21 protein-coding genes and 1 pseudogene are annotated in these 21611 nt (G+C 68.7%); 10 read left to right on the forward strand and 12 right to left on the reverse strand.

Translation table 11 applies throughout. The features are described 5' to 3' along the window. Positions 1-638: 638 nt before the first annotated feature. Positions 639-2003, forward strand: coding sequence for a peptidoglycan DD-metalloendopeptidase family protein (locus tag AC1DVI_RS30695; RefSeq protein ID WP_476961198.1), 1365 nt, complete (start codon positions 639-641; stop codon positions 2001-2003). Between the two features lie 13 nt (positions 2004-2016). Here the strand turns inward: AC1DVI_RS30695 and AC1DVI_RS30700 are convergent, their stop codons facing one another. The 5 genes from AC1DVI_RS30700 to AC1DVI_RS30720 all read right to left on the reverse strand — a co-directional run bounded on the left by AC1DVI_RS30700 (position 2017) and on the right by AC1DVI_RS30720 (position 7366). Continuing rightward, positions 2017-2190, reverse strand: coding sequence for a hypothetical protein (locus tag AC1DVI_RS30700; protein ID WP_170295990.1), 174 nt, complete (start codon positions 2188-2190; stop codon positions 2017-2019). Positions 2191-2269: 79 nt separating this feature from the next. Next, positions 2270-3259, reverse strand: coding sequence for a lipid II:glycine glycyltransferase FemX (locus AC1DVI_RS30705; protein ID WP_476961199.1), 990 nt, complete (start codon positions 3257-3259; stop codon positions 2270-2272). Positions 3260-3276: 17 nt separating this feature from the next. Continuing rightward, positions 3277-4137 (reverse strand): flagellar motor stator protein MotA, encoded by an 861-nt coding sequence (gene motA / locus AC1DVI_RS30710; RefSeq protein ID WP_035682389.1) that lies wholly within the window; start codon positions 4135-4137, stop codon positions 3277-3279. A 280-nt stretch (positions 4138-4417) separates the two neighbouring features. Next, complete coding sequence (locus AC1DVI_RS30715) at positions 4418-6280, reverse strand: phosphoenolpyruvate carboxykinase (GTP) (RefSeq protein WP_476961200.1); 1863 nt, start codon at positions 6278-6280, stop codon at positions 4418-4420. Between the two features lie 294 nt (positions 6281-6574). Continuing rightward, positions 6575-7366 (reverse strand): HugZ family pyridoxamine 5'-phosphate oxidase, encoded by a 792-nt coding sequence (locus AC1DVI_RS30720; protein ID WP_476961201.1) that lies wholly within the window; start codon positions 7364-7366, stop codon positions 6575-6577. Positions 7367-7750: 384 nt separating this feature from the next. Here AC1DVI_RS30720 and AC1DVI_RS30725 point away from each other — a divergent pair, with 384 nt between their 5' ends. The 8 genes from AC1DVI_RS30725 to ptsP all read left to right on the forward strand — a co-directional run bounded on the left by AC1DVI_RS30725 (position 7751) and on the right by ptsP (position 15006). Beyond that, positions 7751-8446, forward strand: a complete 696-nt coding sequence (locus AC1DVI_RS30725) for a response regulator transcription factor (RefSeq protein ID WP_145689272.1) — start codon at positions 7751-7753, stop codon at positions 8444-8446. After that, the gene (locus AC1DVI_RS30730) at positions 8418-10178 is read left to right on the forward strand and encodes a stimulus-sensing domain-containing protein (protein ID WP_476961202.1); all 1761 of its coding nucleotides are present in this window, start codon (positions 8418-8420) and stop codon (positions 10176-10178) included. The genes AC1DVI_RS30725 and AC1DVI_RS30730 overlap by 29 nt, the downstream gene beginning before the upstream one ends. Positions 10179-10330: 152 nt before the next feature. Continuing rightward, positions 10331-10780, forward strand: coding sequence for a hypothetical protein (locus AC1DVI_RS30735; RefSeq protein WP_476961203.1), 450 nt, complete (start codon positions 10331-10333; stop codon positions 10778-10780). A 159-nt stretch (positions 10781-10939) separates the two neighbouring features. Further along, positions 10940-11446, forward strand: coding sequence for an HPr kinase/phosphorylase (locus AC1DVI_RS30740; RefSeq protein WP_476961204.1), 507 nt, complete (start codon positions 10940-10942; stop codon positions 11444-11446). Further along, a complete protein-coding gene (gene rapZ / locus AC1DVI_RS30745; protein ID WP_476961205.1) occupies positions 11443-12366 on the forward strand; it encodes an RNase adapter RapZ in 924 nt (307 codons plus the stop codon). The genes AC1DVI_RS30740 and rapZ overlap by 4 nt, the downstream gene beginning before the upstream one ends. Before the next feature lie 127 nt (positions 12367-12493). After that, on the forward strand, positions 12494-12895 hold the full coding sequence (locus AC1DVI_RS30750) for a PTS sugar transporter subunit IIA (protein WP_149167538.1): 402 nt from the start codon (positions 12494-12496) through the stop codon (positions 12893-12895). A gap of 4 nt (positions 12896-12899) precedes the next feature. Continuing rightward, complete coding sequence (locus AC1DVI_RS30755) at positions 12900-13244, forward strand: HPr family phosphocarrier protein (protein WP_247890153.1); 345 nt, start codon at positions 12900-12902, stop codon at positions 13242-13244. Then, a complete protein-coding gene (gene ptsP / locus AC1DVI_RS30760; RefSeq protein WP_149167539.1) occupies positions 13234-15006 on the forward strand; it encodes a phosphoenolpyruvate--protein phosphotransferase in 1773 nt (590 codons plus the stop codon). Before AC1DVI_RS30755 ends, ptsP begins: the two co-directional genes overlap by 11 nt. Before the next feature lie 181 nt (positions 15007-15187). Here ptsP and AC1DVI_RS30765 read toward each other — a convergent pair. Both AC1DVI_RS30765 and AC1DVI_RS30770 read right to left on the reverse strand, forming a co-directional pair. Then, positions 15188-15355: pseudogene (locus AC1DVI_RS30765) on the reverse strand (PLP-dependent transferase); the annotation flags it as partial. Between the two features lie 49 nt (positions 15356-15404). Continuing rightward, entirely contained in the window at positions 15405-16043 is a 639-nt protein-coding gene (locus tag AC1DVI_RS30770) for a gamma-glutamylcyclotransferase (protein ID WP_476961206.1), read from the reverse strand. A gap of 108 nt (positions 16044-16151) precedes the next feature. Here AC1DVI_RS30770 and AC1DVI_RS30775 point away from each other — a divergent pair, with 108 nt between their 5' ends. After that, positions 16152-17165, forward strand: a complete 1014-nt coding sequence (locus AC1DVI_RS30775; protein ID WP_476961207.1) for a DUF2125 domain-containing protein — start codon at positions 16152-16154, stop codon at positions 17163-17165. Here the strand turns inward: AC1DVI_RS30775 and AC1DVI_RS30780 are convergent. From AC1DVI_RS30780 to AC1DVI_RS30800, 5 genes are all read right to left on the reverse strand, one after another. Next, the gene (locus AC1DVI_RS30780) at positions 17095-18327 is read right to left on the reverse strand and encodes a M16 family metallopeptidase (RefSeq protein ID WP_476961208.1); all 1233 of its coding nucleotides are present in this window, start codon (positions 18325-18327) and stop codon (positions 17095-17097) included. The genes AC1DVI_RS30775 and AC1DVI_RS30780 overlap by 71 nt on opposite strands. 112 nt (positions 18328-18439) lie before the next feature. Then, the gene (locus tag AC1DVI_RS30785; RefSeq protein ID WP_167555921.1) at positions 18440-18607 is read right to left on the reverse strand and encodes a hypothetical protein; all 168 of its coding nucleotides are present in this window, start codon (positions 18605-18607) and stop codon (positions 18440-18442) included. 108 nt (positions 18608-18715) lie between these two features. Next, on the reverse strand, positions 18716-19486 hold the full coding sequence (locus AC1DVI_RS30790) for a hypothetical protein (protein ID WP_476961209.1): 771 nt from the start codon (positions 19484-19486) through the stop codon (positions 18716-18718). 31 nt (positions 19487-19517) lie between these two features. Next, entirely contained in the window at positions 19518-19943 is a 426-nt protein-coding gene (locus tag AC1DVI_RS30795) for a DUF350 domain-containing protein (RefSeq protein WP_476961210.1), read from the reverse strand. A gap of 52 nt (positions 19944-19995) precedes the next feature. Then, a partial coding sequence (locus AC1DVI_RS30800; RefSeq protein WP_476961211.1) for a DUF2491 family protein occupies positions 19996-21611 on the reverse strand: 1616 nt, incomplete at its 5' end.

Below are 21611 nucleotides of genomic sequence, written 5' to 3' on the forward strand. Positions count from 1 at the left end.
GACCGAGATGCTCAAGCGACCCGCGATGCCAGTCCCTTCCGGAACCGGTCCGCGGCCAACGGYCAAAACCGCCGCCTGCGCATCCCTTCTCACAACACGGTATCAACGATATCCAAGATCCCGCGGCTCCAGGAGAACCGCAATACCCCACGCCCAGCCCCTTCGAGGAGCAGGCCACCAGGGCCAAAACCGATGAACCAGAAATTCGGAGACGAAGCAAACAGCGCCGAGTACTTGGCGCCGTTTCTTGGATCGTCATCCGCTTTTTGATCCGTCGCTGCTGCGCTTGTCTGCAGCCCTGCGTCGGTGGAGCGGTTTATAAGCGCACCCCACCGAGCGATGCAAGGGCTTTTTGCATTTCCATGAAAAATTCTTCACGGAACGACTTATCACCGTAGTCCAAGCTGGAATCGGTGTATGTCCGTCCCTCCCCGGATCGAGCATCCCGCCATGACGGTGTTCAGGGACGTGGGGAAGAGACGGCCCTGGCGCGCACAACCAATTGACGCAGATACCCCTATCGGGTTGACAGTGACAAAAAGGGTGCGCAAGGTCGCTGATAGAAAGTGGTAGCTCCCCGGGCGGCCGAACAGCCCGCCGCCACAACGGTCCGAAACGTGTGAGGAAGCAATAGGAGGATGACGGTGCGTTCGAGGCTCGGTGGCCTTCCCACGCTCGCCCTGGTTGCCGCTGGTCTGGCGGGGCTCCTCACCCACACGGTCGCCGCGCCTGCCTATGCGGCGGGCGGGCGCACGGCCCCGCCGGAGCGGGTCGCCAAGGACTCCAGCAAAGAGACGGCGGCCAAAGAGACCGGCGAAGACGATGACGAGCGGTCCTCGTCCGCGCACCGCCACATCCTGTCCGTCGGACGCGGCGACACGCTGATGGACATGCTGACCGGGGTGGACGTCCCGGCGGACGAGGCAAGCAACGCCATCGCGGCCCTGCGCAAGGTCTACGATCCGCGCAAGCTGCAGGTCGGCCAGCAGGTCACCGTTCTGTTCGAGCCGCGCCGTGGCGGAAGCAAGCGATTCGTTGGGCTGGAGTTCCTTCCGGACGTGGTGCGCTCCGTCTCCGTGTCCCGCAAGGGCGACAGCGATTTTACGTCGAGCGAATCGGAGAAGGCGGTCACCCGCCAGCCGGTCGCCGCGCAGACGGTGATCCGGTCGAGCCTGTTCGAGGCGGGGAACGCCGCCGGCGTGCCGGTATCGGTGATGATGGCGCTGATCCGCGACTATTCGTATGACGTGGACTTCCAGCGCGACCTTCAGCCGGGCGACCAATTTGAGGTCCTTTATGAACGGTTGGTCACCGCCGACGGCAAGAACGCCGGCGAAGGCGACGTGCTCTATGCCGCGCTGGTGCTGAGCGGCAAGGAGTACCCGATCTACCGGCACAAGAGCCGGGACGGGCGGATCGACTACTACAACCGCGACGGCGAAAGCATCCGCCGCGCCCTGCTGCGCACGCCGATCGACGGCGCGCGGATCACCTCGGGCTTCGGCATGCGCCACCACCCGATCCTCGGCTTCAGCAAGATGCACAAGGGCATGGATTTCGGCGCGCCGACCGGCACGCCGATCTACGCCGCGGGCGGCGGTGTGGTCGAGGAGGTCGGGCCGAACGGCGCCTACGGCAACTACATCCGCATCCGCCACAACACCCAGATCGCCACGGCCTACGCCCATCTGAGCCGGATCGCCAAGAGCACGCGCCGCGGCGCCCGCGTCGACCAGGGCGACGTCATCGGCTATGTCGGCACCACCGGGCGGTCCACCGGGCCGCACCTGCATTACGAGGTGCTGAGGGGCGGCCAGCAGATCAATCCGAAGAGCATCGACCTGCCGACGGGTGACAAGCTGGAGGGCCGTGAGCTGCAAGCCTTCGAGCAGACGGTGCGGTCGCTGGAGAAGACCTTCGAGCAGGTGCGCAGCGGCCTCCAGCTTGCCCGCACCCCGGGATCGCACGAAGACAAGGGCTGCACCAAGGCGACCACCTGCTGAGGCGTCGCCTCTCCTATTCCTGGTGAAGAAAGCGGCGGATGGCGCTGGCGAGGATCTGAACGCCCCTCTCCTCGTCGTCCGCCATCTTGCGGAGACGATCGCGCATGGCCTGAACCTGCGGCTTCATCTGGGCCGCCTTGGCGATGGCCAGTTGCGCCTCTTCCGGTTTCATGTCGTCTTTGGCCATGGCGTACTCCCTCCGCTCGCGATCAGGATGAGACAGTCGGCGCCGTGTTGCAACGGCACTCGATAAATCGAAGAGGGCTTCAGCGAAACAGGCCGACGCTTTCCACCGCCTGGCCGCCAGTCCCCAGCTTGAACTCCGTGACGCCCGGCGCGCTGTCCGGGTTGATACCGCCGAGGTCGAGCCAACCCACGCCGCGCGCCTTGAGCGCCAGGGCCGCCCGCCACAGCACCAGCCGCATCGCCCCGCTCTTGCGCCCCGACTCGCTGGACCAGCCGATCTGGTAGGTGGCCGAATCACCATGGATGTAGAAGAGGGCACTCGCTGCCGGAGTCGCGTTGTTGGAACGGCTTTCCAGGGCGGCGACCATCAGCACCCCGTCGCCTTTCCCCCCACCTTTCAGCAGCGCGTTGCGGATGCGCACGGCCAGGGCGCCGGTCATGGGGCGGAACTGCTTCGTCAGGGCCTGCTCATGCTCCTGCTTCATCAGCCAGGGCAGGTTCTTGGCCTCCCAGTCGAGGTCGATGACCAGCCCCGCCTTCTCCGCCCCCTTCAACCGCTGGCGCCAGTCGCGGGCCATCGCCGCGCGCAACTCGTCCTCGCCACGCGACAGGTCGAGCCAGACCGTGCGGTAGCCGGGGCCGAAGCGGCGGAAACCGCAGCGGCGCAGCATCGCCTCGGCTTCCGGCCCGGCGGCCAGTTCGGGAAGCAGGCTGGCGCGGTTCAGCGGATTGTCGGGGCAGGCCCGGCGCAGCAGGCGAAAGACCGCCTCCTGGGTCTCCAGATCCGGTTCAACCCCGTCGAGCCAGAGCGGGCCGCGGTGGATCTGGCGCTGGTGGAACAGGCGGAGCGTGCGCCGCTCCAGAAGCTGGACGATCCCGATGGGCGCGCCATCCCGGCGGATCAAGCCGAGCCGCGGCACGAAGCCGTGGGTGCGCCCCATGGCGCCGGCATAGGCGAAGCACTGCGGCAGGGTGGAGCGGGGAACGCGGGCGAAAAGCGAAGCCCACTCCCCCACCGTCCCTTCGTTCCACAGGATGGTAACGGCGCCTTCGGACGAGGTCGGAGACATGGGGGGCGGATCCGGCGTCAGGCGGGCGGCAGGGCGGACGTGGCCTCTTCCAACTGGGCGAAGCTCGGCCGGTATTCGGGCTCCAGCACGTTTCGCGAATATTCCACGGAGATGGCCGGCGCGTAACCGGACAAATGCGCGATCAGGCCGATCTTCATCGCCTGATAGTATTTCCCTTCGGCATGGTAGATGTTCTTCAGGCCGCTGGCGATCGGCGCCAGGAAGCCGTAGGCGACGAGAATGCCGGTGAAGGTGCCGACCAGCGCGCCGCCGATCAGCTTGCCCAGGACTTCCGGCGGCTCGGTGATCGATCCCATGGTGTGGATCACGCCCAGCACCGCCGCCACGATGCCCAGCGCCGGAACGGCATCGGCGACCGCCTGGATGGCGTCGGCGATCCTCTGATGCTCGTGGTGCATGGTCTCGATGTCCTCGTCCATCAGGTCGACCAGTTCGTGCGGGTTGTCGGCCCCGAGCGACATCAGGCGAAGATAGGTGCAGAGGAAAGATATGGCGTGGTGGTCGCCGTAGAACTTTGGAAATTGTTGGAAGAGTGGGGAGTCTTCTGGTTTTTCAATATGCTGCTCAAGAGCAAGAAGCCCCTTGGTCTTCGCGATCTTGAAGACCTGATACATCATGGTGAGAAGTTCGAGGAAATCGTCTTTTTTGTATTTTGGTCCTTTGAAGAGGTGGCCGAGTTCCTTGCCGGTGTGTGTGACCACCGCTTTTGGGTTGCCGATCAAAAACGCGCCGGCGGCGGAGCCCAGGATGATCATGAACTCGAAGGGCATCCACAGCACGCCCAGGTGGCCGCCACCCAGGACGTAGCCCCCGAAGACGCTGAACACCACGACGCCGAAGCCGATCATCACGAACATGTCTTCCGTCCTCCAGCGTCATTTTCCGTGTTTTGACCGGTCCACTCCGCGGATGGCCGGTCAGGCGGGCGTGCTTGCGGTCCGCCGGCCCAGTGACGCAGCAATCCCTTGAGTTTTTGTAAATCACCCGGCGTCGGACGCGATCCTAGCCGTGACAAAGGATCGTGTCACGAAAGGAGTACCCGAAAAGCACCCCCGCCGCAGCCACATGCGCAAAAGAAAAGGGACCGCCCACGGGCGGCCCCTCTTCACGCGTTCAGACGATCCGGTGGCGGCCCGATCAGCCGATTCGCCAAGTGTCCGGAGCCTCCTCCAGACGTTTGAGGAGTGCCACGCGCTGCTGCTCGATCTCGTCCGGCAGGTGGCTGCCGAAGCGGTTGAACAACTCCTCCTGGTCCTTGGCCTCGGCCTCGGCTTCCTTCCGGTCGATGTCCATGATCTTGCGGAACTTGTCCTCGGCGAAGTCCAGACCGGCCCAGTTCAGGTCCTGGTAACGCGGCATGTAGCCGAACGGGCTCTCCGCCGCATCCACCGCACGGCCGCGGACGCGGTCGACGATCCAGCGCAGGACGCGCATGTTGTCGCCGAAGCCCGGCCAGACGAACTTGCCGTTCTCATCCTTGCGGAACCAGTTGACGCGGTAGATGCGCGGCAGGTTCTCCACCCGGCCTTCCATCGCCAGCCAATGGTTCCAGTAATCGGCCATGTTGTAGCCGCAGAAGGGCAGCATGGCGAAGGGGTCGCGGCGGATGGCGGCCTGGCCCACGGCGGCGGCGGTCGCCTCCGAGCCCATGGTCGCCGCCCAATAGACGCCCTCGCGCCAGTTGTAGGCCTCGAAGACCAGCGGGAAGGTCTTGGACAGGCGGCCGCCGAAGATGAAGGCGGAGATCGGAACGCCCGCCGGGTCCTCCCAGGCCGGATCGATCGACGGGCACTGCGCCGCCGGGGCGGTGAAGCGCGAGTTCGGGTGCGCGGCCGGACGGCCCGACGCCGGGGTCCAGTCGTTGCCCTGCCAGTCGATCAGGTGGGCCGGCGCCTCGTCGGTCAGTCCCTCCCACCACACGTCACCATCGTCGGTCAGCGCGACGTTGGTGAAGATGACGTTGGCGTTCAGGGTCTTCAGCGCGTTCGGGTTCGACTTGATGCTGGTGCCCGGCGCCACGCCGAAGAAGCCGGCCTCCGGGTTGATGGCGCGCAGCGTGCCGTCCGGCTGCGGCTTCACCCAGGCGATGTCGTCACCGATGGTGCGGACCTTCCAGCCTTCGAACTCGGCCGGGGGAACCAGCATGGCGAAGTTGGTCTTGCCGCAGGCCGACGGGAAGGCGGCGGCAACGTAGGTCTTCTCGCCCTCCGGGCTTTCCACGCCGAGGATCAGCATGTGCTCGGCCAGCCAGCCCTGCTCGCGGCCCATCGAAGAGGCGATGCGCAGCGCGAAGCACTTCTTGCCGAGCAGGGCGTTGCCGCCGTAGCCCGAACCGAAGGAAACGATCGAGTGATCGGCCGGGAAATGGACGATGTACTTGTGATCGGCGTTGCACGGCCAGGCCACGTCCGGCTGTCCGGGCTCCAGCGGCGCGCCGATGGAATGCAGGCAGGGCACGAAGTCGCCGTCGCCCAGGATGTCCAGCACCTTCTGACCCATGCGGGTCATCATGCGCATGTTCACCGCGACATAGGGGCTGTCGGAGATCTGCACGCCGATGTGCGCGATGTCCGAGCCCAGCGGCCCCATGCTGAAGGGCACCACATACATGGTGCGGCCCCGCATGCAGCCCTCGAACAGGCCGTCCAGCTTCGCCCTCATCTCGGCCGGGGCGACCCAGTTGTTGGTCGGGCCGGCGTCCTCCTTGCGCTCGGAGCAGATGAAGGTCCGGTCCTCGACGCGGGCGACGTCGCCCGGATCGGAACGGCAGAGGTAGGAGTTCGGGCGCTTGGCCTCGTTCAGCTTGATGAAGGTGCCCGATTCCACCATCTCGGCGCACAGGCGGTCGTATTCCTCCTGCGATCCGTCACACCAGTGCACCCGCTCGGGCTTGCATTTGTTCGCGATCTCCTCGACCCAGGCCAGGAGCTTCTTGTTCCGCGTGCGCGTCGTTCCGGTCATCCTTTGCCTCTCAACTCGTCTCCGGGTTCGCCGCCCCATGGGATTTGGGGCCGGTGCCCGGAGGTCCGGACGGCTGGCCTTTTCGGCCTTTATCGAAGCCGTCCTCGTTCGGTGGCGGTGTCTTTCCGCCGGCTCAAACCACCGCAGCCCGGCCCGCAGGCCGGACGGCGGTCATCCCGACGCGCCCCCCGGGCACGCCCGATGTCCTGATTGGCAAGAGAGGGGTGGCCCGAGGGCCACAAACCCAAAACGGCAACGGGTTGGTCCGTTATGGTCCACTGACGTTTTCTCCTGGTTGCGCTTCTTTGCGCGCCGCTTGCCGCGGCGTCGTGGTTAGCCGTCACGATCGTCCGAATCCACTGAGCCGTCGGCCGCGCCGGGTGCGCTGACGGGCGCACTGCCGCACGCGCTCTGGCGGGCCTGCCGGGCGAGCCCGGCGAGAGTGACCCTAGCGTCTTCGGGGTTTTCCACGCTGTGATCGAAATCAACCCGCGCCATTTCGCCGCTGCGGCGCAGATCGCAGCCGTCGGGGTCGATCCCGGTCATCGCCCAGGACCCGGCGCCATCGGCGGACCGTCCGGCCAGAACCGTGGCGTACAGCCGCAAGGCGTCGGCGTGATCGGCGTTCATGTGGCTCAGGATGGTGCTCTCGGCCTCGGCCAGCGCCGCGGGGACGCCGGGAAGCAGCAGGTCGGCCCGGTCGAGCCACCGCACCCGGCCGAAGCCGGCCACCAGATGGGCGCGCTCCACCGCCACGGCGTAGACGTTGAAATCGGCGAAACCGGCGTAGAGCGCGGCACCGGGATGGCGCGCCAGGAAGCGGGCGCGGTGGCGCGGCTCCTCCGAACGCTCGGCTCGCCCGAGAACGGACAGCCGCGGCCCGGACAGCGGCTCCGCCAGCCCCGCGGTTCCGTCGAACAGAAGGCCGACGCGGGAATCCCGCGCGATGTTCTTCGTGTGGTCGGCAAGGGTGGAAAGAAGGAGAAGGGGCGTGCCGTCGAGGTCGAAGGCCACCTGGACCAGAGAGGGATAGGGCCAGCCGCCCCGGCCAATGTGCTGGTCACCGGCTTGGTCGTCGTCCCCGCGCAGGGCGGTGGACAGCGCCGCCAGACCGGCACCACGCATCAGGCGCCTTGCGGCGCCTCCCGTTCGGCCGCCAACGTCCGATGACGCCGCGGCGCCCGGCCCCGATGGGGTCGGACGGATGGGGGACTCGTCGGAACTCATGCCCTGAAACGAATGCGTTCTCCCGCGCAGCACCGTTTCCCCGGCGCCGCATTGGTGCCATATTGGCCCAGACAAATAGGTTGGGAAAAGCGAAAAGTTGGCTTTTCATGCCTTTGCGCCGCCCATAGGTCGTCGTGGAGCATTCGGAAAGCCCGCATTTCGAAATAAGACGAAACCATTCTTCCGTAGTAAGCGACATCAACGGCCCGGCCATCCGCTTCAGTTGGCCGCCGGCACAGGCCGTCGCCGAAAACGGGGCGTGTGATTGGGAACGCGAACGACATGTCTCACACCGTAGCGTTGGTGGATGACGACCGGAACATCCTGACCTCCGTTGCCATGGCGCTGGAAGCGGAGGGCTTCGAGGTGCGCACCTACACCGACGGCGCCGAGGCGCTGCGCGGCCTGACCCAGCGCCCGCCCGACCTCGCCGTGCTCGACATCAAGATGCCGCGCATGGACGGGATGGAGCTTCTGCAGCGCCTGCGCCAGACCAGCCATCTGCCGGTCATCTTCCTGACCAGCAAGGACGACGAGGTGGACGAGCTGATGGGTCTGCGCATGGGCGCGGACGACTACATCAAGAAGCCCTTCTCGCAGCGCCTGCTCGTCGAGCGCATCCGCACCCTGCTGCGGCGCGAGGCGGCGACCCGCGACAAGAGCGCGCCGGAACCCGGCGTGCTGCTGACCCGCGGCCCGCTGGTGATGGACGGCGCCCGCCATTCCTGCACCTGGAAGGGCCAGCCCATCGACCTGACGGTGACGGAGTTCCTTCTGGTGAAGGCGCTGGCCCAGCGCCCCGGCCATGTGAAGAGCCGCGACCAGCTCATGGACGCCGCCTACGGCGAGAACGTCTATGTCGACGACCGCACCATCGACAGCCACATCAAGCGGCTCCGCAAGAAGTTCAAAGCCATTGATTCCGACTTTGCGCAGATCGAAACGCTCTATGGCGTCGGTTACCGATACAGGGAGTGAGGTCCGCGCGCCGGACCACGCCCCCTCCCCGCCCGTCAAGCCCGGCGCCACCCCGCGCGCCGCGTCCAGGCGCCGGGTGCGCGGCGTGCCGTCGCCGCTGACCCTGCGGATTCTCGCCGTCAACGTGCTGGCGCTGCTGCTGCTGGTCGGCGCCCTGCTCTATCTCGGCCGCTACCAGGACCGGCTGGTCCAGGCGGAGCTGGACGCGCTGGAGACGGAGGCGCGCATCTTCGCCTCGGCGCTGGGCGAGGGCGCCGTGCAGCGCGCCGCCGACGAGCCTGAGGCGGGCCAGGAGAGCTACGAGCTGTCGCCGGAGCTGGGGCGCCAGATGATCCGCCGGCTGGCCCTGGCGACGGAGACTCACACCCGGCTCTACGGTCCGGACGGGCGGCTGCTGTCGGACAGCCGCGTGCTGACCGGCTCGCCCGGCAAGATCGAGATCCAGGAACTGCCGCTGCCGCCCTCCGGCGACCCGGCGTCCCGCGCGGTCAACGAGTTCTACGCCCGCTTCATCGACGTGGTGCCGAGCCGGGAGAACCTGCCGCTCTACCGCGAGCCGCCGGGCCACGCCGCCGAATCGGCCGCACCCCCGCCCAACGTGGAGCGGGCGCTGGCCGGTGAGAACAGCGCGACGGTGTGGCGGCTGGCCTCCCCCGTCGCCCGCTCCAACCTGCTGCTGACGGTCGCCGTCCCGGTCCAGCGCTACAAGGAGGTGCTGGGGGCGGTGCTGCTGTCGCGCAGCGGCACGGTGATCGACGAGGCCATCCGGTCGGTGCGCACCGACATCCTGCGCGTCTTCGCGGTGGCGCTTCTGGTCACGGTCCTGCTGTCGCTCTATCTGGCCGGCACCATCGCCCGGCCCATCCGCAAGCTGGCCCAAGCCGCCGACCGGCTGCGCACCGGCCATGGGCGCCACACCGAGATTCCCGACTTCACCCGGCGCGGCGACGAGATCGGGGAGCTGTCCGGCGTGCTGCGCGACATGACGGCGGCGCTGTGGGCGCGCATGGACGCCATCGAGCGATTCGCCGCCGACGTCGCCCACGAGATCAAGAACCCGCTCACCTCGCTGCGCAGCGCCGTGGAGACGGTCAGCCGCATCCAAGACCCGGCCCGCCGCGACAAGCTGATGGCGATCATCGCCGACGACGTGCAGCGGCTGGACCGGCTGATCAGCGACATCTCCAACGCCTCGCGCCTGGACGCCGAGCTGTCCCGTGCCGCGCTGGAGCCGGTGGACATCGGCGCGATGCTCCGCACGCTCGCCGACATCCACCGCACCACCGCCGAGGAAGAGGACGAGGACGAAGACGGAACGGAGGCTCCGCCGCGAGTCGTCATCGAGCCGCCACGGGGCGGGTCGCTGACCGTGAGGGGGCTGGAGGGGCGGCTGACCCAGGTCTTCCAGAACCTGATCGCCAACGCCCTGTCCTTCTCGCCGCCCGGCGGGCAGGTCCGGCTGGCGGCCCGGCGCACCCCGGACGGCGCGGTGGAGGTGACGGTCAGCGACGACGGCCCCGGCATCCCGGAGGGCAAGGAGGAGGCGATCTTCGAGCGCTTCTACACCGAACGGCCGGCCGGCGAGAAGTTCGGCACCCATTCGGGGCTCGGCCTGTCGATCTCCAAGCAAATCGTGGAGGCCCATGGCGGCACCATCCGAGCCGCGAACCGTCTTGGGCGTGCCGGGGAGACGACCGGCGCCGTCTTCACCGTGCGCCTGCCCCGCCCCTGACTCCATTCCGCAGGGTGGATGCGGCATAGTTGCAATTTGAGAAAAGACGTATGGACAAAGTCGTGGGTGCGGCGGATGCTCGATCTTGGTCATACCCGCGCCTGCGACGGCTGGCCTTTCGACAACCGGACGTCACCAACCGGAAGAGGGCCATGTCAGACATCAAGCCCGACCTCAAGCCGATCGCACCGCGCCCGATCAACGGAACCGCCCCGGCTTCGGTCACCCCGAATTCGGTCGCTGCGGCTTCAGTCACCCCGGCGTCGACCAACGTCATCGACTTCCGCCGCTATCGGCTGGCCCGTCTCATCAACGACGCCAGCGTCCAGCAGGGCGAGCTGGCCCGGATGATGCGGGCGTCGGCGAACGAACGGACGCAACTGGCGGAGGCCCTCCAGGGCGCCCAGCGTCATCTGGCGACCATCGCCGACAGCTACACCCATCTGTTGACCCGGCTGGCCCGCGAGAAGGATTTCCGCACCGCCTGCCAGGAGGCGGCCGAACTGGACGATCTGGACGAGATGATCCGGCGGCGCGACGCGCTGGCCAGCGAGTTGGCGGACATCCGCCGCACCGTCCGACCGGCCTGCGCATCGGTTTGACCGCGGGCGGCGACAGGCCGGGCTGAGGCCGGGAATCGGGGCGGCAGGCATTGGGCCAAGGCGGGCGCACCGGCGCATTCGAGGCGTATCGGGCGGGAAAGGATGCATTTTCGGCATCCCATTGACAGAACCAGCGGCACGCCTCACCTTCGCGGGATCATGGTAACGATTCACGGCACCTGCGTCTTGGTCGGCACATGGAATGACGGCCATGAAAACGGCGGCATACGGGGCGGCGACCACCGGGGCGGAACACCCGTCGGCGTGCTGCTGCGGGGGCCGTCGGGCAGCGGCAAGTCCGATCTGGCCTTGCGGATGATCGATGCGGGTGCGTTGTTGGTTGCTGACGACCGGGTGGAACTGCGCGTGGACCGGGGCAGGCTGATGGCGACGGCGCCGGCGGCGTTGGCCGGCCTGCTGGAGGTGCGGGGCGTCGGCATCATGCCCGTGCCCACCGCCACGGAAGCGGAAGTCGGGCTGGTCGTCGATCTGGTGCCGCGAGACGCCATGGAACGCCTGCCTGGGGAAGAGGTGGCGGATCTTCTCGACCGGACCGTGCCGCGCCTCGCCCTCTGCCCCTTCGACGCCTCAACTCCGGCCAAGCTCAAGCTGGCTGCCGGCGCCGCGCGGGCCGGCTCTCTGGGAAAGGTTCCGGACCTGCCATGACCGAACGCCTCCCCTTCGAAAGCCATCCCACGGAACGGCTCACGGGCCAGGACGGCCAACTCGTGCTCGTCACCGGCATGTCCGGAGCCGGCATGTCGATCGCCCTGAAGGCGCTGGAGGATCTGGGCTACGAGGCGGTGGACAACCTGCGCCTCTCGCTGGTCCCGGCGCTGCTGGAGCAGGCCGACCCGCGCCGGCGCCCGCTGGCCCTGGTCATCGACAGCCGCACCCGCGACTTCTCCGCCCACGCCATGCTGGAAGAGGTGGAGGCGCTGAAGTCCCACGCCGAGCTGGACGTCCGGCTGGTCTTCCTCGATTGCGGGGACGAGACCCTGCAGCGCCGCTTCACCGAGACGCGCCGCCGCCATCCGCTGGCCATCGACCGCCCGGTGCCCGACGGCATCCAGCTGGAGCGCGCCATGCTGCTGCCGCTGAAGCAGCAGGCCGACGTGACCATCGACACCACGCAATTGTCGATCCACGACCTGCGCCGCATCCTGGCCGGAAACTTCCAGATCGGCACCCAGGCGGCGCTCCAGGTCTTCGTCACCTCCTTCTCGTTCCGGATGGGGTTGCCTCGCGAGGCGGACCTCGTGTTCGACGTACGCTTCCTGACGAATCCCCATTATGATCCGGAACTGCGACCGCTGACCGGCCTGGACCCCCGTGTGGCGGCGCGGGTGGAGGACGACCCGGATTTCGCCGAGTTCTTCCGTCATCTGACGGATCTGTTGCAGCCGCTTCTGCCGCGCTACAAACAGGAGGGCAAGAGCTACCTGACCATTGCAATTGGCTGCACCGGCGGCAAGCACCGGTCCGTGTTCGTCGCCGAACGGCTGGCCGCGTGGCTGGACGGGCTGGGTCTGACGGTCGGGATCAGCCACCGGGAGCTGGAACGGCAGGCCCCGCGGGCCGGCTGACAGCCGAAGGGCGGACCAGAGGGGTTGACCAGGGGAGCGGGTCGAGGCGATCCGGATAAGGGATCGTTCATAAGTGCCGCAATATGAATGTGGCTTCGGGGGAGGCTCCAGAATTGAAGGATGTCCCATGATCGGTATGGTTCTGGTAACCCACGGGCGCCTCGCGGCAGAGTTCATCGCCGCGCTGGAGCATGTGGTGGGTGAGCAGCAGCAGGTGCGGGCCGTGTGCATCGGCCCAGACGACGACATGGAGCAGCGCCGTCAGGACATTCTGAACTCCGTTGCCGACGTGGACGATGGGTCCGGCGTCGTCGTGCTGACCGACATGTTCGGCGGAACCCCGTCCAACCTCGCCATCTCCATCATGGACAAGGCGAAGGTGGAGGTGATCGCCGGCGTGAACCTGCCGATGCTGATCAAGCTGGCCAGCGTGCGCCGCCAGGAAACGCTGACCCACGCCGTGAGCGCCGCGCGGGAGGCCGGGCAGAAATACATCAACGTCGCTTCCTCGCTGCTGTCGGACGGGTGACCCGATGAGTTCTCCGGACGAGAAGGCGCCCGAGCAAGGCGCTCCTGGAATCGAAGGGCGGAATCCCGAGGGCCGAAACCCCGAAATCTGCCAAAGCGTCACCATCTGCAACCAGCGCGGCCTGCATGCCCGCGCCGCGGCGAAATTCGTGAAGCTGGTCGCCACCTTCGATTGCGAGATCGAGGTGCGGCGCGGCGAGACGCAGGTGTCGGGCGAATCCATCATGGGCCTGATGATGCTGGCCGCCGGCCCTGGCACCTCGGTCGAATTGTACGCCTATGGCAACGAGGCCGAGGAGGCCATGGCGGCACTCGTGGATCTGATCACCCGCAAGTTCGATGAAGACTGACGTTCCGGCCACCGGCCAGGGGCGGTCGTTGCGCGGGTTGGGCGTTTCGCCCGGCATTGCCATCGGCCCGGCCCATGTGGTGGAGAGCGGCGCCGTCCGCGTCCCCGAATACACGCTCACCGCCGACCAGGTGGAGGCCGAGGCCGCGCGCTTCACCGATGCTTGCGGCAAGGCACGCCGCCAGATCCGCAAGCTGAAGGCCAAGGCGCTGGTGCTGCCCGGCTCCGCGTCGGAGGAGATCGGCTTCCTTCTCGACGCCCATCTGGCGATGGTCACCAACTCCCGCCTGACGCGCGGCGTCGAACGGCGAATCCAGCAGGAGCTGGTCAACGCCGAGGCCGCGGTCCAGGCGGAGATCGCCACCATCGCCCAGACCTTCGCGAGCATGGAGGACAGCTACCTCGCCGGGCGAATCGCCGACGTGCGCGAGGTGGGGCGGCGGCTGATCCGCAACCTGATGCGGCACGAGTATCAGGCCTTCTCCATGCTGAACCCCGGTTCGGTGATCCTGGCCGAGGAGCTGACCCCGGCGGACACCGCCCTGCTCGACCCGCGCCGCGTCGCCGGCTTCGCCACCGTGCTCGGCGGCGCCGAGGGGCACACGGCGATCATGGCGCGGTCGCTGGGCATTCCGGCGGTGCTGGGCGTCGGCGGGCTGCTGTCCGGGCTGAAGAACGGGGTCACGATCATCGTGGACGGGGTTCAGGGGCGCGTCATCATCGACCCCACCCCCGAGGTGCTGGAGGACTACCGGCAGCGCCGCGCCGAGCGGGAGCGGGAGCGGGAGCAGCTGAAGGGCCTGCGCAAGCTGCCGGCAGTCACCCGCGACAACACCGCGGTGACGCTCCAGGCCAATCTGGAACTGCCGCGCGATCTCGACCACGCGCTGGAGAACGGGGCGCAGGGGATCGGGCTGCTGCGCACCGAGTTCCTGTTCATGAACCGCGACCAGCTGCCGGACGAGGACGAACAGTACACCGTCCTGCGCTCCATCGTGGAGGGTATGGGCGGACGCACCGTCACCGCCCGGACCATGGATGTGGGCGGGGAGAAGCTGGCCGGCTGGATGGCGGGCCGCTACGGCGAACCGGCGAACCCGGCGCTCGGCCTGCGCGCGGTCCGGCTGGGCCTGCGCGAGCCGAAGCTGCTGGAGACGCAGCTCGCCGCCATGCTGCGCGCCGGCGTCCACGGGCCGCTGCGCATCCTGCTGCCGATGATCTGCTCGGTCGCCGAGGTGCAGCGCGTGCGCGAGATGATGGGCCAGGTGGCCCGCCGCCTGCGCCGCCGGGGCGTCCCCATCGCCGACCCGCTGCCGCCGGTGGGCGTGATGGTGGAGGTGCCGGGCGCGGCGCTGTCCGCCGACGCTCTGGCCTACGCCGCCGACTTCTTCTCCATCGGCACCAACGACCTCACGCAATACACGCTGGCCATCGACCGCGGCGACGAGCAGGTCGCTTCGCTCTATGACCCGCTGCACCCGGCGGTGCTGCGCCTGATCCAATTCACCATCGAGGCGGCGCTGCGCGCCCGCATCCCGGTGTCGGTCTGCGGCGAGATCGCCGGCGATGCGCGCTACACGGCCTTGTTGCTGGGGCTTGGCGTGCGCGACCTGTCGATGGTGCCGCCGGCCATCCCCCTGGTGAAGCGGCGCATCCGCAAGCTGGACCTTCAGGAGGCCACCCGGCGCGCCCGCGTCATCATGGACCAGAGCGACAGCGGACGCATCGCCGCCCTGCTGGACGACTTCAACGCCGTCGGCTGACTAGCCTCCGCCATGACCGGTTCCCCTTGGCGACGCCGTCGCGTGGCCAAGGGTGCCCTGGGACACCCGACCACCACCATGCACCGGAACGCAACCGGCTTGCTTCTCGGCGGCGATCAGGCGGTAGGGTCACGCCAAGCCGCTCCACCGAAAACGCGGCAACGGAGTTTGGTGTCGCAACCTACATGGAACAGCGGCCAAGCAGCGGCGCAACCGTACGCAGGGCTTGGTCCAAATCCATGAGCAGGCCACCCTCTCCTTCCAATCCGACGCACAAGCGCAACAGGCTGTCGTCAATGCCCGCCGCGCGCCGCGCCTCGATCCCCATGCTCGCGTGCGTCATGGTCGCCGGGTGAGCGACCGGACGTCCGCTTTAGGGGAGGGCGGCGGAATCCGCTTCAACCGATCCGCGCGCGCACCGCGGTCAGCAGGCTGCACAGCCCGCGGTCGCGGATGCCGATGGCCTCCAGATGGGCGACCGTGTTGGCGAGATAGTCCAGGTTCGGGCCGCGCTCGCCGCGGCAGCAGGCGATGCGCTCCGCCATCGCGGTCTCGTCCATGCAGCCGCAATACTGCCGGTGGCGGCGGTCCACCACGAAGGTGCAGGCGGTGACCGGCGTCCCGCCGTCGCGCGGGCGCACCGGCAGCAGCTTGGGCCGGTAGACGCGGTTCAGCATCTCGCGGTCCCACAGGTGGTCGAGGGTTTCCGGCACCCGCTCCGCCGCCACGCGGAAGACGATGCCCCGGCAGGAACCGCCGCGGTCCAGGCCCAGCACCAGACCGGGCCGCTCCGGCGTGCCGCGGTAGCGGTGGGAGGAGACGCAGAAGCGGCGGTGATAGCCGCCCAGCACCGCCGGATGGCGCTCCAGAAAGGGGAACTCCGGGTTCCACATCAGCGAGCCGTAGGCGAAGACCCAGAGGTCGGCGCCGGGCGTCACGGCGATGTCGGAGGACCAGGAAGAAGCGGATGATGCCGGACGCTGCGTCGGTGCGGTGACCGGAAGCTCGGCAACAGGTGATTGCGTATCGAGCAGCATGACCCTTAAGTAATGCAGCGTGCGCCGACCGGTGGCGACACGGTGAATGCTAGCACGGCCCCTGGCCGCCCGCTATAAGGTGGGTGCCACAAAACGGAAATGCCACAGATGCGCGTTCGGAAGATCTTGGGCTTCGCCGTTCTTGCCCTCGCCCTGCTGACCGGCGCCTATTCGGTGTGGTGGTGGCAGGCCGCGGCGGCGGTGGAGCGCGGCGTGCTTGCTTGGATGGACGAGCAGCGGGCGGCGGGCACCGTGGTGGCCCATGGCGGGCTAAGCGTCGGCGGCTACCCCTTTACCATCCGCGCTGCGCTGGAGGCGCCGCACCTCGCCACCCGCGACGTGGAATGGCGGGGCGCCCGGTTGGTGGCGGAGGCGCCGCCGTGGAACCACACGCGCATCGCCCTGTCTTTGCCCGGCGAGCAGCGGGTGACGGTGGTGCAGCCCAGCCAGCCGCCTTTCACGCTCGTCGCCCGCGACGGCGGCCGGGGGCATGCCGGCCTCACCCTGACCGGCCAGCCGGTCGAAGCGCGGCTCGCCTTCACCAACCTCGTGGCGCAGCCCGACGCCCAGCCCGTTCCCATCGCCGCCCTGGACCTGACCGCCACCCAGCCTGCCGCGCCGCCGGCCAGCCACACCGACACCGGCCTGTCCGTCACGCTGGAGGCGCGCGGCGCCACCCTGCCCGACGGCACGCCGGACGCGCTGGGCCGCGAGGTGCAGCGGCTCTTGCTGACCGCCCGCATCCTCGGCCAGCCGCCGAAGCCGGAGCCGGCCAGCCTGTCGGCCTGGAGCCGCGACGGCGGCACGCTCCAGCTCGACGGGCTGAATGTGGATTGGGGACCGCTGAAGCTGGCGATGAACGGCACGCTGGCGCTGGATGCCGCCTTGCAGCCGCAAGCCGCGCTGACCGCGGAGGTGCGCGGGTATCAGGCGGTGCTGGACGCGCTCCAGGGGATGTTCCGGCCCAAGGATCTGGCGATGGCCCGCACCATGCTCGGCCTGCTGGCCCGCCCCGCCGGGCCGAACGGCGAGCCGGTGCTGACCGCCCCGGTCACCGTGCAGAACCGCGGGCTGTTCCTGGGGCCGCTGAAGGTCGCGGCGCTGCCGGCGGTGGTCTGGTAGGGGCTACGTCTTGCCCCCACCCCGGCCCTCCCCCGCTGGCGCAGGGGAGGGTTAGGGAGATGGTCCGCACCTCGCCGGTGCGCAGCAGGGTGCGGGCGAAGCGGTCGGCGCGGCGCATCGTGGATTCCAGCGACTTGCCCACCGAGAAGCGCATCTGCTCCTTCGACCGCTCCAGTTCCACCGCGGTCACGCCGTCGCGGGCCTTGCGCAGCTCCTCGAAGAAGACCGGCACCAGTTCCGCCACCTCCTCCGGCCCCGTCCCGGCGTAGAAGCTGAGCGCGCCGCCGTCGGCATACTGGATGGGGGCTGCGTAGACCGAATAGACCAGCCCGCGCTTCTCCCGGATCTCCTGGAACAGGCGGGAGGTCATGCCGCCGCCCAGAATGTTGGCGAGGTGGCGCAACGCGTAGCTCGCGGAATCCTCGGTGCCGACGCCGGGGAAGGCCGCCATGAAATGCACCTGCTCGGCGTCGCGCTTCAGCAGCGCCGCCCCTCCCTTGTTGACGACCGTCTCGTGGAAGGGGTCGTCCTTGGCGGTCAGATGACCGAACAGCGCCTCCGCCCGGCGCACCACGGTGCCGTGATCGACGTTGCCGGACACCACATAGACCATGCGGCGCGGGTCGTAATGGGACACATAGTCGAACAGATGCTCCCGCCCGAAGCCCGCGACGTTCTCCTTCGGGCCGAGGATCGGGCGGCCAAGCGCCTGCCCGTCGAAGGCGGTGCGGCGCAACGCCTCGTAGACCACGTCCTCCGGCTCGTCGGCGTAGCGGCCGATCTCCTGGATGACCACGCCGCGCTCCTTCTCCACCTCCTCCTCCGGGAAGACGGAGTTCAGCACGATGTCGCCGATGATCTCGCAGGAGACGTCGACGTGCTTGGCGGCCATCTGCGTGTAATAGGCGGTGACGTCGTAATCGGTGTAAGCGTTGAATTCGCCGCCGCGGTTCTCGATCTCCAGCGCGATGCCCAGCGCGTCGCGGCTTTCTGTTCCCTTGAAGATCATGTGCTCCAGGAAATGGGCGATGCCGTTCACCGCCGGCCGCTCGTTGCGCGCCCCGACGCCGACCCAGACGCCGCTGGTCACCGTGCCGAGATGCGGCAGGTGGTCCGTCAGCACGCGGAATCCGTTGGCGAGGGTGGTCAGTTGGATCGTCACACAGGGTCTCCTGGTTGGGCACGGGACCGCCCGGAACATCGGGGGCGTTGCAATGACGTGGGGCGCCGTCCGCGCAGGAACAACGCTCCACGGACTGGGGTCAAGTGCCCCGTCAACCGCGCGGCGGCGTCAAAGCGGCGCTGAGGGCGCGGCGGTTGCGGTGGGCGCGCATCAGCAGCGGCGCCGGAACGTTGCCCGGCACCTGCAGGCGTCCGCCCGGCAACAGACGCACGCCGTGCCGTTCCAGTTCGTTCAACAGCTCCGCCATGGACCTGCGCATGGTCGTCCTCCACCGAGCAGACTTTCACTGCTCGCAGCATGGCGGAGAACTTCGATAGGATCGATATGGATCATCCTATCCCACCGATAGGATGATTCTATTCATTCCTCAATGCCGGCTTTTCAGGGAGGCCAGACGGTCGGACAGGGTGCTGGGCGCCGGCTTCGCTCCGGTGGCGGCATCGAGCGCCGCCTTGATGTTGGGATCGTCCTCCTCCGGTTTGGACGGCTTCAGCAGGCGGGCCTTGGCGCTGGACGCCTCCGCCTGGGCAAGATCGCGGGCCGCCGCATCCTGCATCGCCTTCAACGCCGTGCCGAGGCTGGAGGTCGCGCCGCTCAGCCCCGCCGCCTGCCGGGCCGCCTCCGCCCGCTGCTCGGCCGTGTCGCGCTGCTGGGCGGCGCGGCCCATGTCTCGTTCGGCCCGCTGCAACGCGCTGCGGGCGGCCTTCAGCTTGCCTCCAGCCTCGGCATAGGTCGTTTCCAGCATCGTCAGGAACTCGCGCGCGTCCACGGCGTCCTGCTCCTCCCGATCGATGTCCGGAGCCATCTGCTCAAGCATCCCCACCAGCGTTTCCAGGCTCTTTTCGAGCTGGGCCTTGCGACCGGCGTCGGTTTCCGCCTCCGCGTGGCCTTGCAGATGCTCGGCGGCGGCCATGCGCTGGCGGGAGAGTTGAAGGATGGCGTCGGCCTCCTTCTGCTCCTTCTCAAAGGCGGCGCGGGCCTGCGCGACTTGAAGGCCGAGACTGTCCAGATGCTCTTCCATCGTGCGCAGTTCGGCCTCCGTCGCGGCCTTCGGGTCCCAGCGCACCAGGGCTTCCACCGCCGACTGGACGGCCTGATCGGTCTTCACCCCGACGAGGTTGCGGATGAACGAGATCATGGTTGCGGTTCCTCTCTGTTTCGGCGGGTCTTCACCCCGCCATGGCTCCGGCGTTCAGCAGCGCGACGGCGATCTGGAGGCCGGCCAGCGCCGTGCCCGCCGCGACGTTGCCGGATTCGATCATCGGGCGCAGGTCGCGGAACAGCCAGATGGCGATCAGGAAGGTAATCAACTGCAGCACCAGCGCAACCGTCCCCCAGATCAGGATGTCCACCAGGACGAGGCTGGTCACCAGCGTCGCCGCCAGCGGAATCGCCAGCGCCACCATCGTGCCGCCCAGCACCACGCCGGCGGCCTGGTTGCCGCTGGCCAGCAGCTCGCGCTCGTGCAGCGGCGTCACCGCGATGTAGACGGCCACCCCGATCAGGAACAGAGCCAGGGTCGCTCCGAAATGCAGAAGCAGCAGCGGCAGGCCGGATTCGAGGCCCTGCAGGATTTGCGCGACGCTGGTGTCCATGGTGTCTTCCATACGGGCTGGCGGGATCGGGCGGGAAACGTGGGAAAGGGCCTCAGGCGAGGGATAGCGAGGCGGGGTTGACGTCGATGCCGGCGCGGACCTCCACCCACGCCTCGCCGCCGTCCTCCACCGCCGCGACCAGCACATACTCGGTGCGGGGCGCGGGGTCCGCGGCGCCGGTGGGAGCCGCGTAGAGCATGGCGGTCAGGCGGCGGGTGCGGCTGCCGCGATGGTCGGTCAGCGTCTCGTCGAAGGTGATGGGGGCGATGCGGGACGCGCCGGGCGACCACAGCCGCCCGTACAGCTTGCCGTCCTTGGTCTGGAACTGCGGATAGCCGATCATCCCGTCGGCCGGGTCCAGCCAGAAGCCCCATTCCTCGTTGTCGGTGGGATGCACCTCGTCCAGCACGGAGAACCAGCGGCACTCGTCCGGTGCGCCCCCGGCCCCCAGATGAAGCTGGTAGAAGCCGCTCCCGCCCGGAAGATACAGCCGGTGCAGCGTCACGCCGCCGCCCGTCAGCGTGCCGACGGCCGCCACGCTGACCATCGAGCCGGCGCCCTCCGGCGCCGCGGCCTTGATCGCACCGCCGCCCAGCAGGAAAGGCGTGGGATCGGGGGTCAGCGTCATGCCCACGCGGAACAGCGACGGTTCGTAGGACGCGCCGGAGGCCTTGGCCTTGACGATGCCGGCGGCGGTGCTGGCGGCGGTGCTCCAGGGCGAACGGCTCATGGCGGAACCTCCGGTTCGGGAGCCCGACGAGCGGCGGCGCAGGACGGTCACGGCCACCACCATCCCCCCGACGAGCAGAATCAGAAGGAGCAGGGTGCCCATGCCACCCCCGGAGTCCCCATTGGACTCACCCGGGGACGACGGCGTCTCCGGCGCGGCCTGCGCGACGTCGCGCGGGATGTCCGGCGGCAGGTAGCCGGGGTCGCGCGGGCGGTCCTCCTGCGTGCGGAGGCGGGTGTCGAGATCGTCCAGGCGCCGGCGCAGGTCGGGGTCGTCCTGCGCGCGCCGCTCCGCCTCCGCGCGCCATTCCGCGTAGCCGGGGTCGCCCTGGTGGTTGTGGAACCAGTCGGCGTAGCCGGGACGCGACAGGTTATCGAGCAGGAACCACAGGAACAGCCCGTTCCACAGGCCGAAGCTGGGACGGCTGCCATAGGCCCAGCCCGGCGGGCGCCAGCCGCCATACCAGCCGCCCGGCCCATAGCCGCCGGTGCGGCGCTGCCCCCAGCCCGCGCCGGAGCCACCGCCGCCCTGCCAGCCCCCTCCCCAGCCGGCCCCGGAAGCGGACCCGGACCCGGAACGGGGAGGCGGCGCGGCGACCGGCGGGGTGCGTTCCCGCTGTTGCTGCTGTTGCTGCTGCGCCCGGTAGCGGTCCAGCGCCTCGCCGCTCGACCGCCGCGACACGCCCAGATCGCCGCCGCCGGACGGCGCCCCGCCGGGAGAGCCGTAGGACGGCCCGCTTTGGGGACGGCTGTAGCCGCCGCTGCCGGTGGACGGCGCGCGCGACGGGGCGGAACGGGTGGAGAAGGACGGGGTGCGTACGGACGGGCGGCTGTATCCCCCGCTGGAGCTTCGGCCTCCGCCGGCCCGCGCCTCCGCCGCCTGCGGCCAGAGCAGCGCGGCGGTGGCCGCGGCCAACCCRGCGGGCACCGCCGCGGGGG

It is taken from the genome of Azospirillum sp. P4_B5 (assembly GCF_056402275.1).

What these genes read in the sequence shown, in the direction of transcription:
- AC1DVI_RS30695 (WP_476961198.1), top strand. Translation starts at nt 639, where the DNA reads ATGACGGTGCGTTCGAGGCTCGGTGGCCTTCCCACGCTCGCCCTGGTT.
- AC1DVI_RS30700 (WP_170295990.1), bottom strand. Translation starts at nt 2,190, where the DNA reads ATGGCCAAAGACGACATGAAACCGGAAGAGGCGCAACTGGCCATCGCC.
- AC1DVI_RS30705 (WP_476961199.1), bottom strand. Translation starts at nt 3,259, where the DNA reads ATGTCTCCGACCTCGTCCGAAGGCGCCGTTACCATCCTGTGGAACGAA.
- motA (WP_035682389.1), bottom strand. Translation starts at nt 4,137, where the DNA reads ATGTTCGTGATGATCGGCTTCGGCGTCGTGGTGTTCAGCGTCTTCGGG.
- AC1DVI_RS30715 (WP_476961200.1), bottom strand. Translation starts at nt 6,280, where the DNA reads ATGGGGCGGCGAACCCGGAGACGAGTTGAGAGGCAAAGGATGACCGGA.
- AC1DVI_RS30720 (WP_476961201.1), bottom strand. Translation starts at nt 7,366, where the DNA reads ATGCGTGGTGCCGGTCTGGCGGCGCTGTCCACCGCCCTGCGCGGGGAC.
- AC1DVI_RS30725 (WP_145689272.1), top strand. Translation starts at nt 7,751, where the DNA reads ATGTCTCACACCGTAGCGTTGGTGGATGACGACCGGAACATCCTGACC.
- AC1DVI_RS30730 (WP_476961202.1), top strand. Translation starts at nt 8,418, where the DNA reads ATGGCGTCGGTTACCGATACAGGGAGTGAGGTCCGCGCGCCGGACCAC.
- AC1DVI_RS30735 (WP_476961203.1), top strand. Translation starts at nt 10,331, where the DNA reads ATGTCAGACATCAAGCCCGACCTCAAGCCGATCGCACCGCGCCCGATC.
- AC1DVI_RS30740 (WP_476961204.1), top strand. Translation starts at nt 10,940, where the DNA reads ATGGTAACGATTCACGGCACCTGCGTCTTGGTCGGCACATGGAATGAC.
- rapZ (WP_476961205.1), top strand. Translation starts at nt 11,443, where the DNA reads ATGACCGAACGCCTCCCCTTCGAAAGCCATCCCACGGAACGGCTCACG.
- AC1DVI_RS30750 (WP_149167538.1), top strand. Translation starts at nt 12,494, where the DNA reads ATGATCGGTATGGTTCTGGTAACCCACGGGCGCCTCGCGGCAGAGTTC.
- AC1DVI_RS30755 (WP_247890153.1), top strand. Translation starts at nt 12,900, where the DNA reads ATGAGTTCTCCGGACGAGAAGGCGCCCGAGCAAGGCGCTCCTGGAATC.
- ptsP (WP_149167539.1), top strand. Translation starts at nt 13,234, where the DNA reads ATGAAGACTGACGTTCCGGCCACCGGCCAGGGGCGGTCGTTGCGCGGG.
- AC1DVI_RS30770 (WP_476961206.1), bottom strand. Translation starts at nt 16,043, where the DNA reads ATGCTGCTCGATACGCAATCACCTGTTGCCGAGCTTCCGGTCACCGCA.
- AC1DVI_RS30775 (WP_476961207.1), top strand. Translation starts at nt 16,152, where the DNA reads ATGCGCGTTCGGAAGATCTTGGGCTTCGCCGTTCTTGCCCTCGCCCTG.
- AC1DVI_RS30785 (WP_167555921.1), bottom strand. Translation starts at nt 18,607, where the DNA reads ATGCGCAGGTCCATGGCGGAGCTGTTGAACGAACTGGAACGGCACGGC.
- AC1DVI_RS30790 (WP_476961209.1), bottom strand. Translation starts at nt 19,486, where the DNA reads ATGATCTCGTTCATCCGCAACCTCGTCGGGGTGAAGACCGATCAGGCC.
- AC1DVI_RS30795 (WP_476961210.1), bottom strand. Translation starts at nt 19,943, where the DNA reads ATGGACACCAGCGTCGCGCAAATCCTGCAGGGCCTCGAATCCGGCCTG.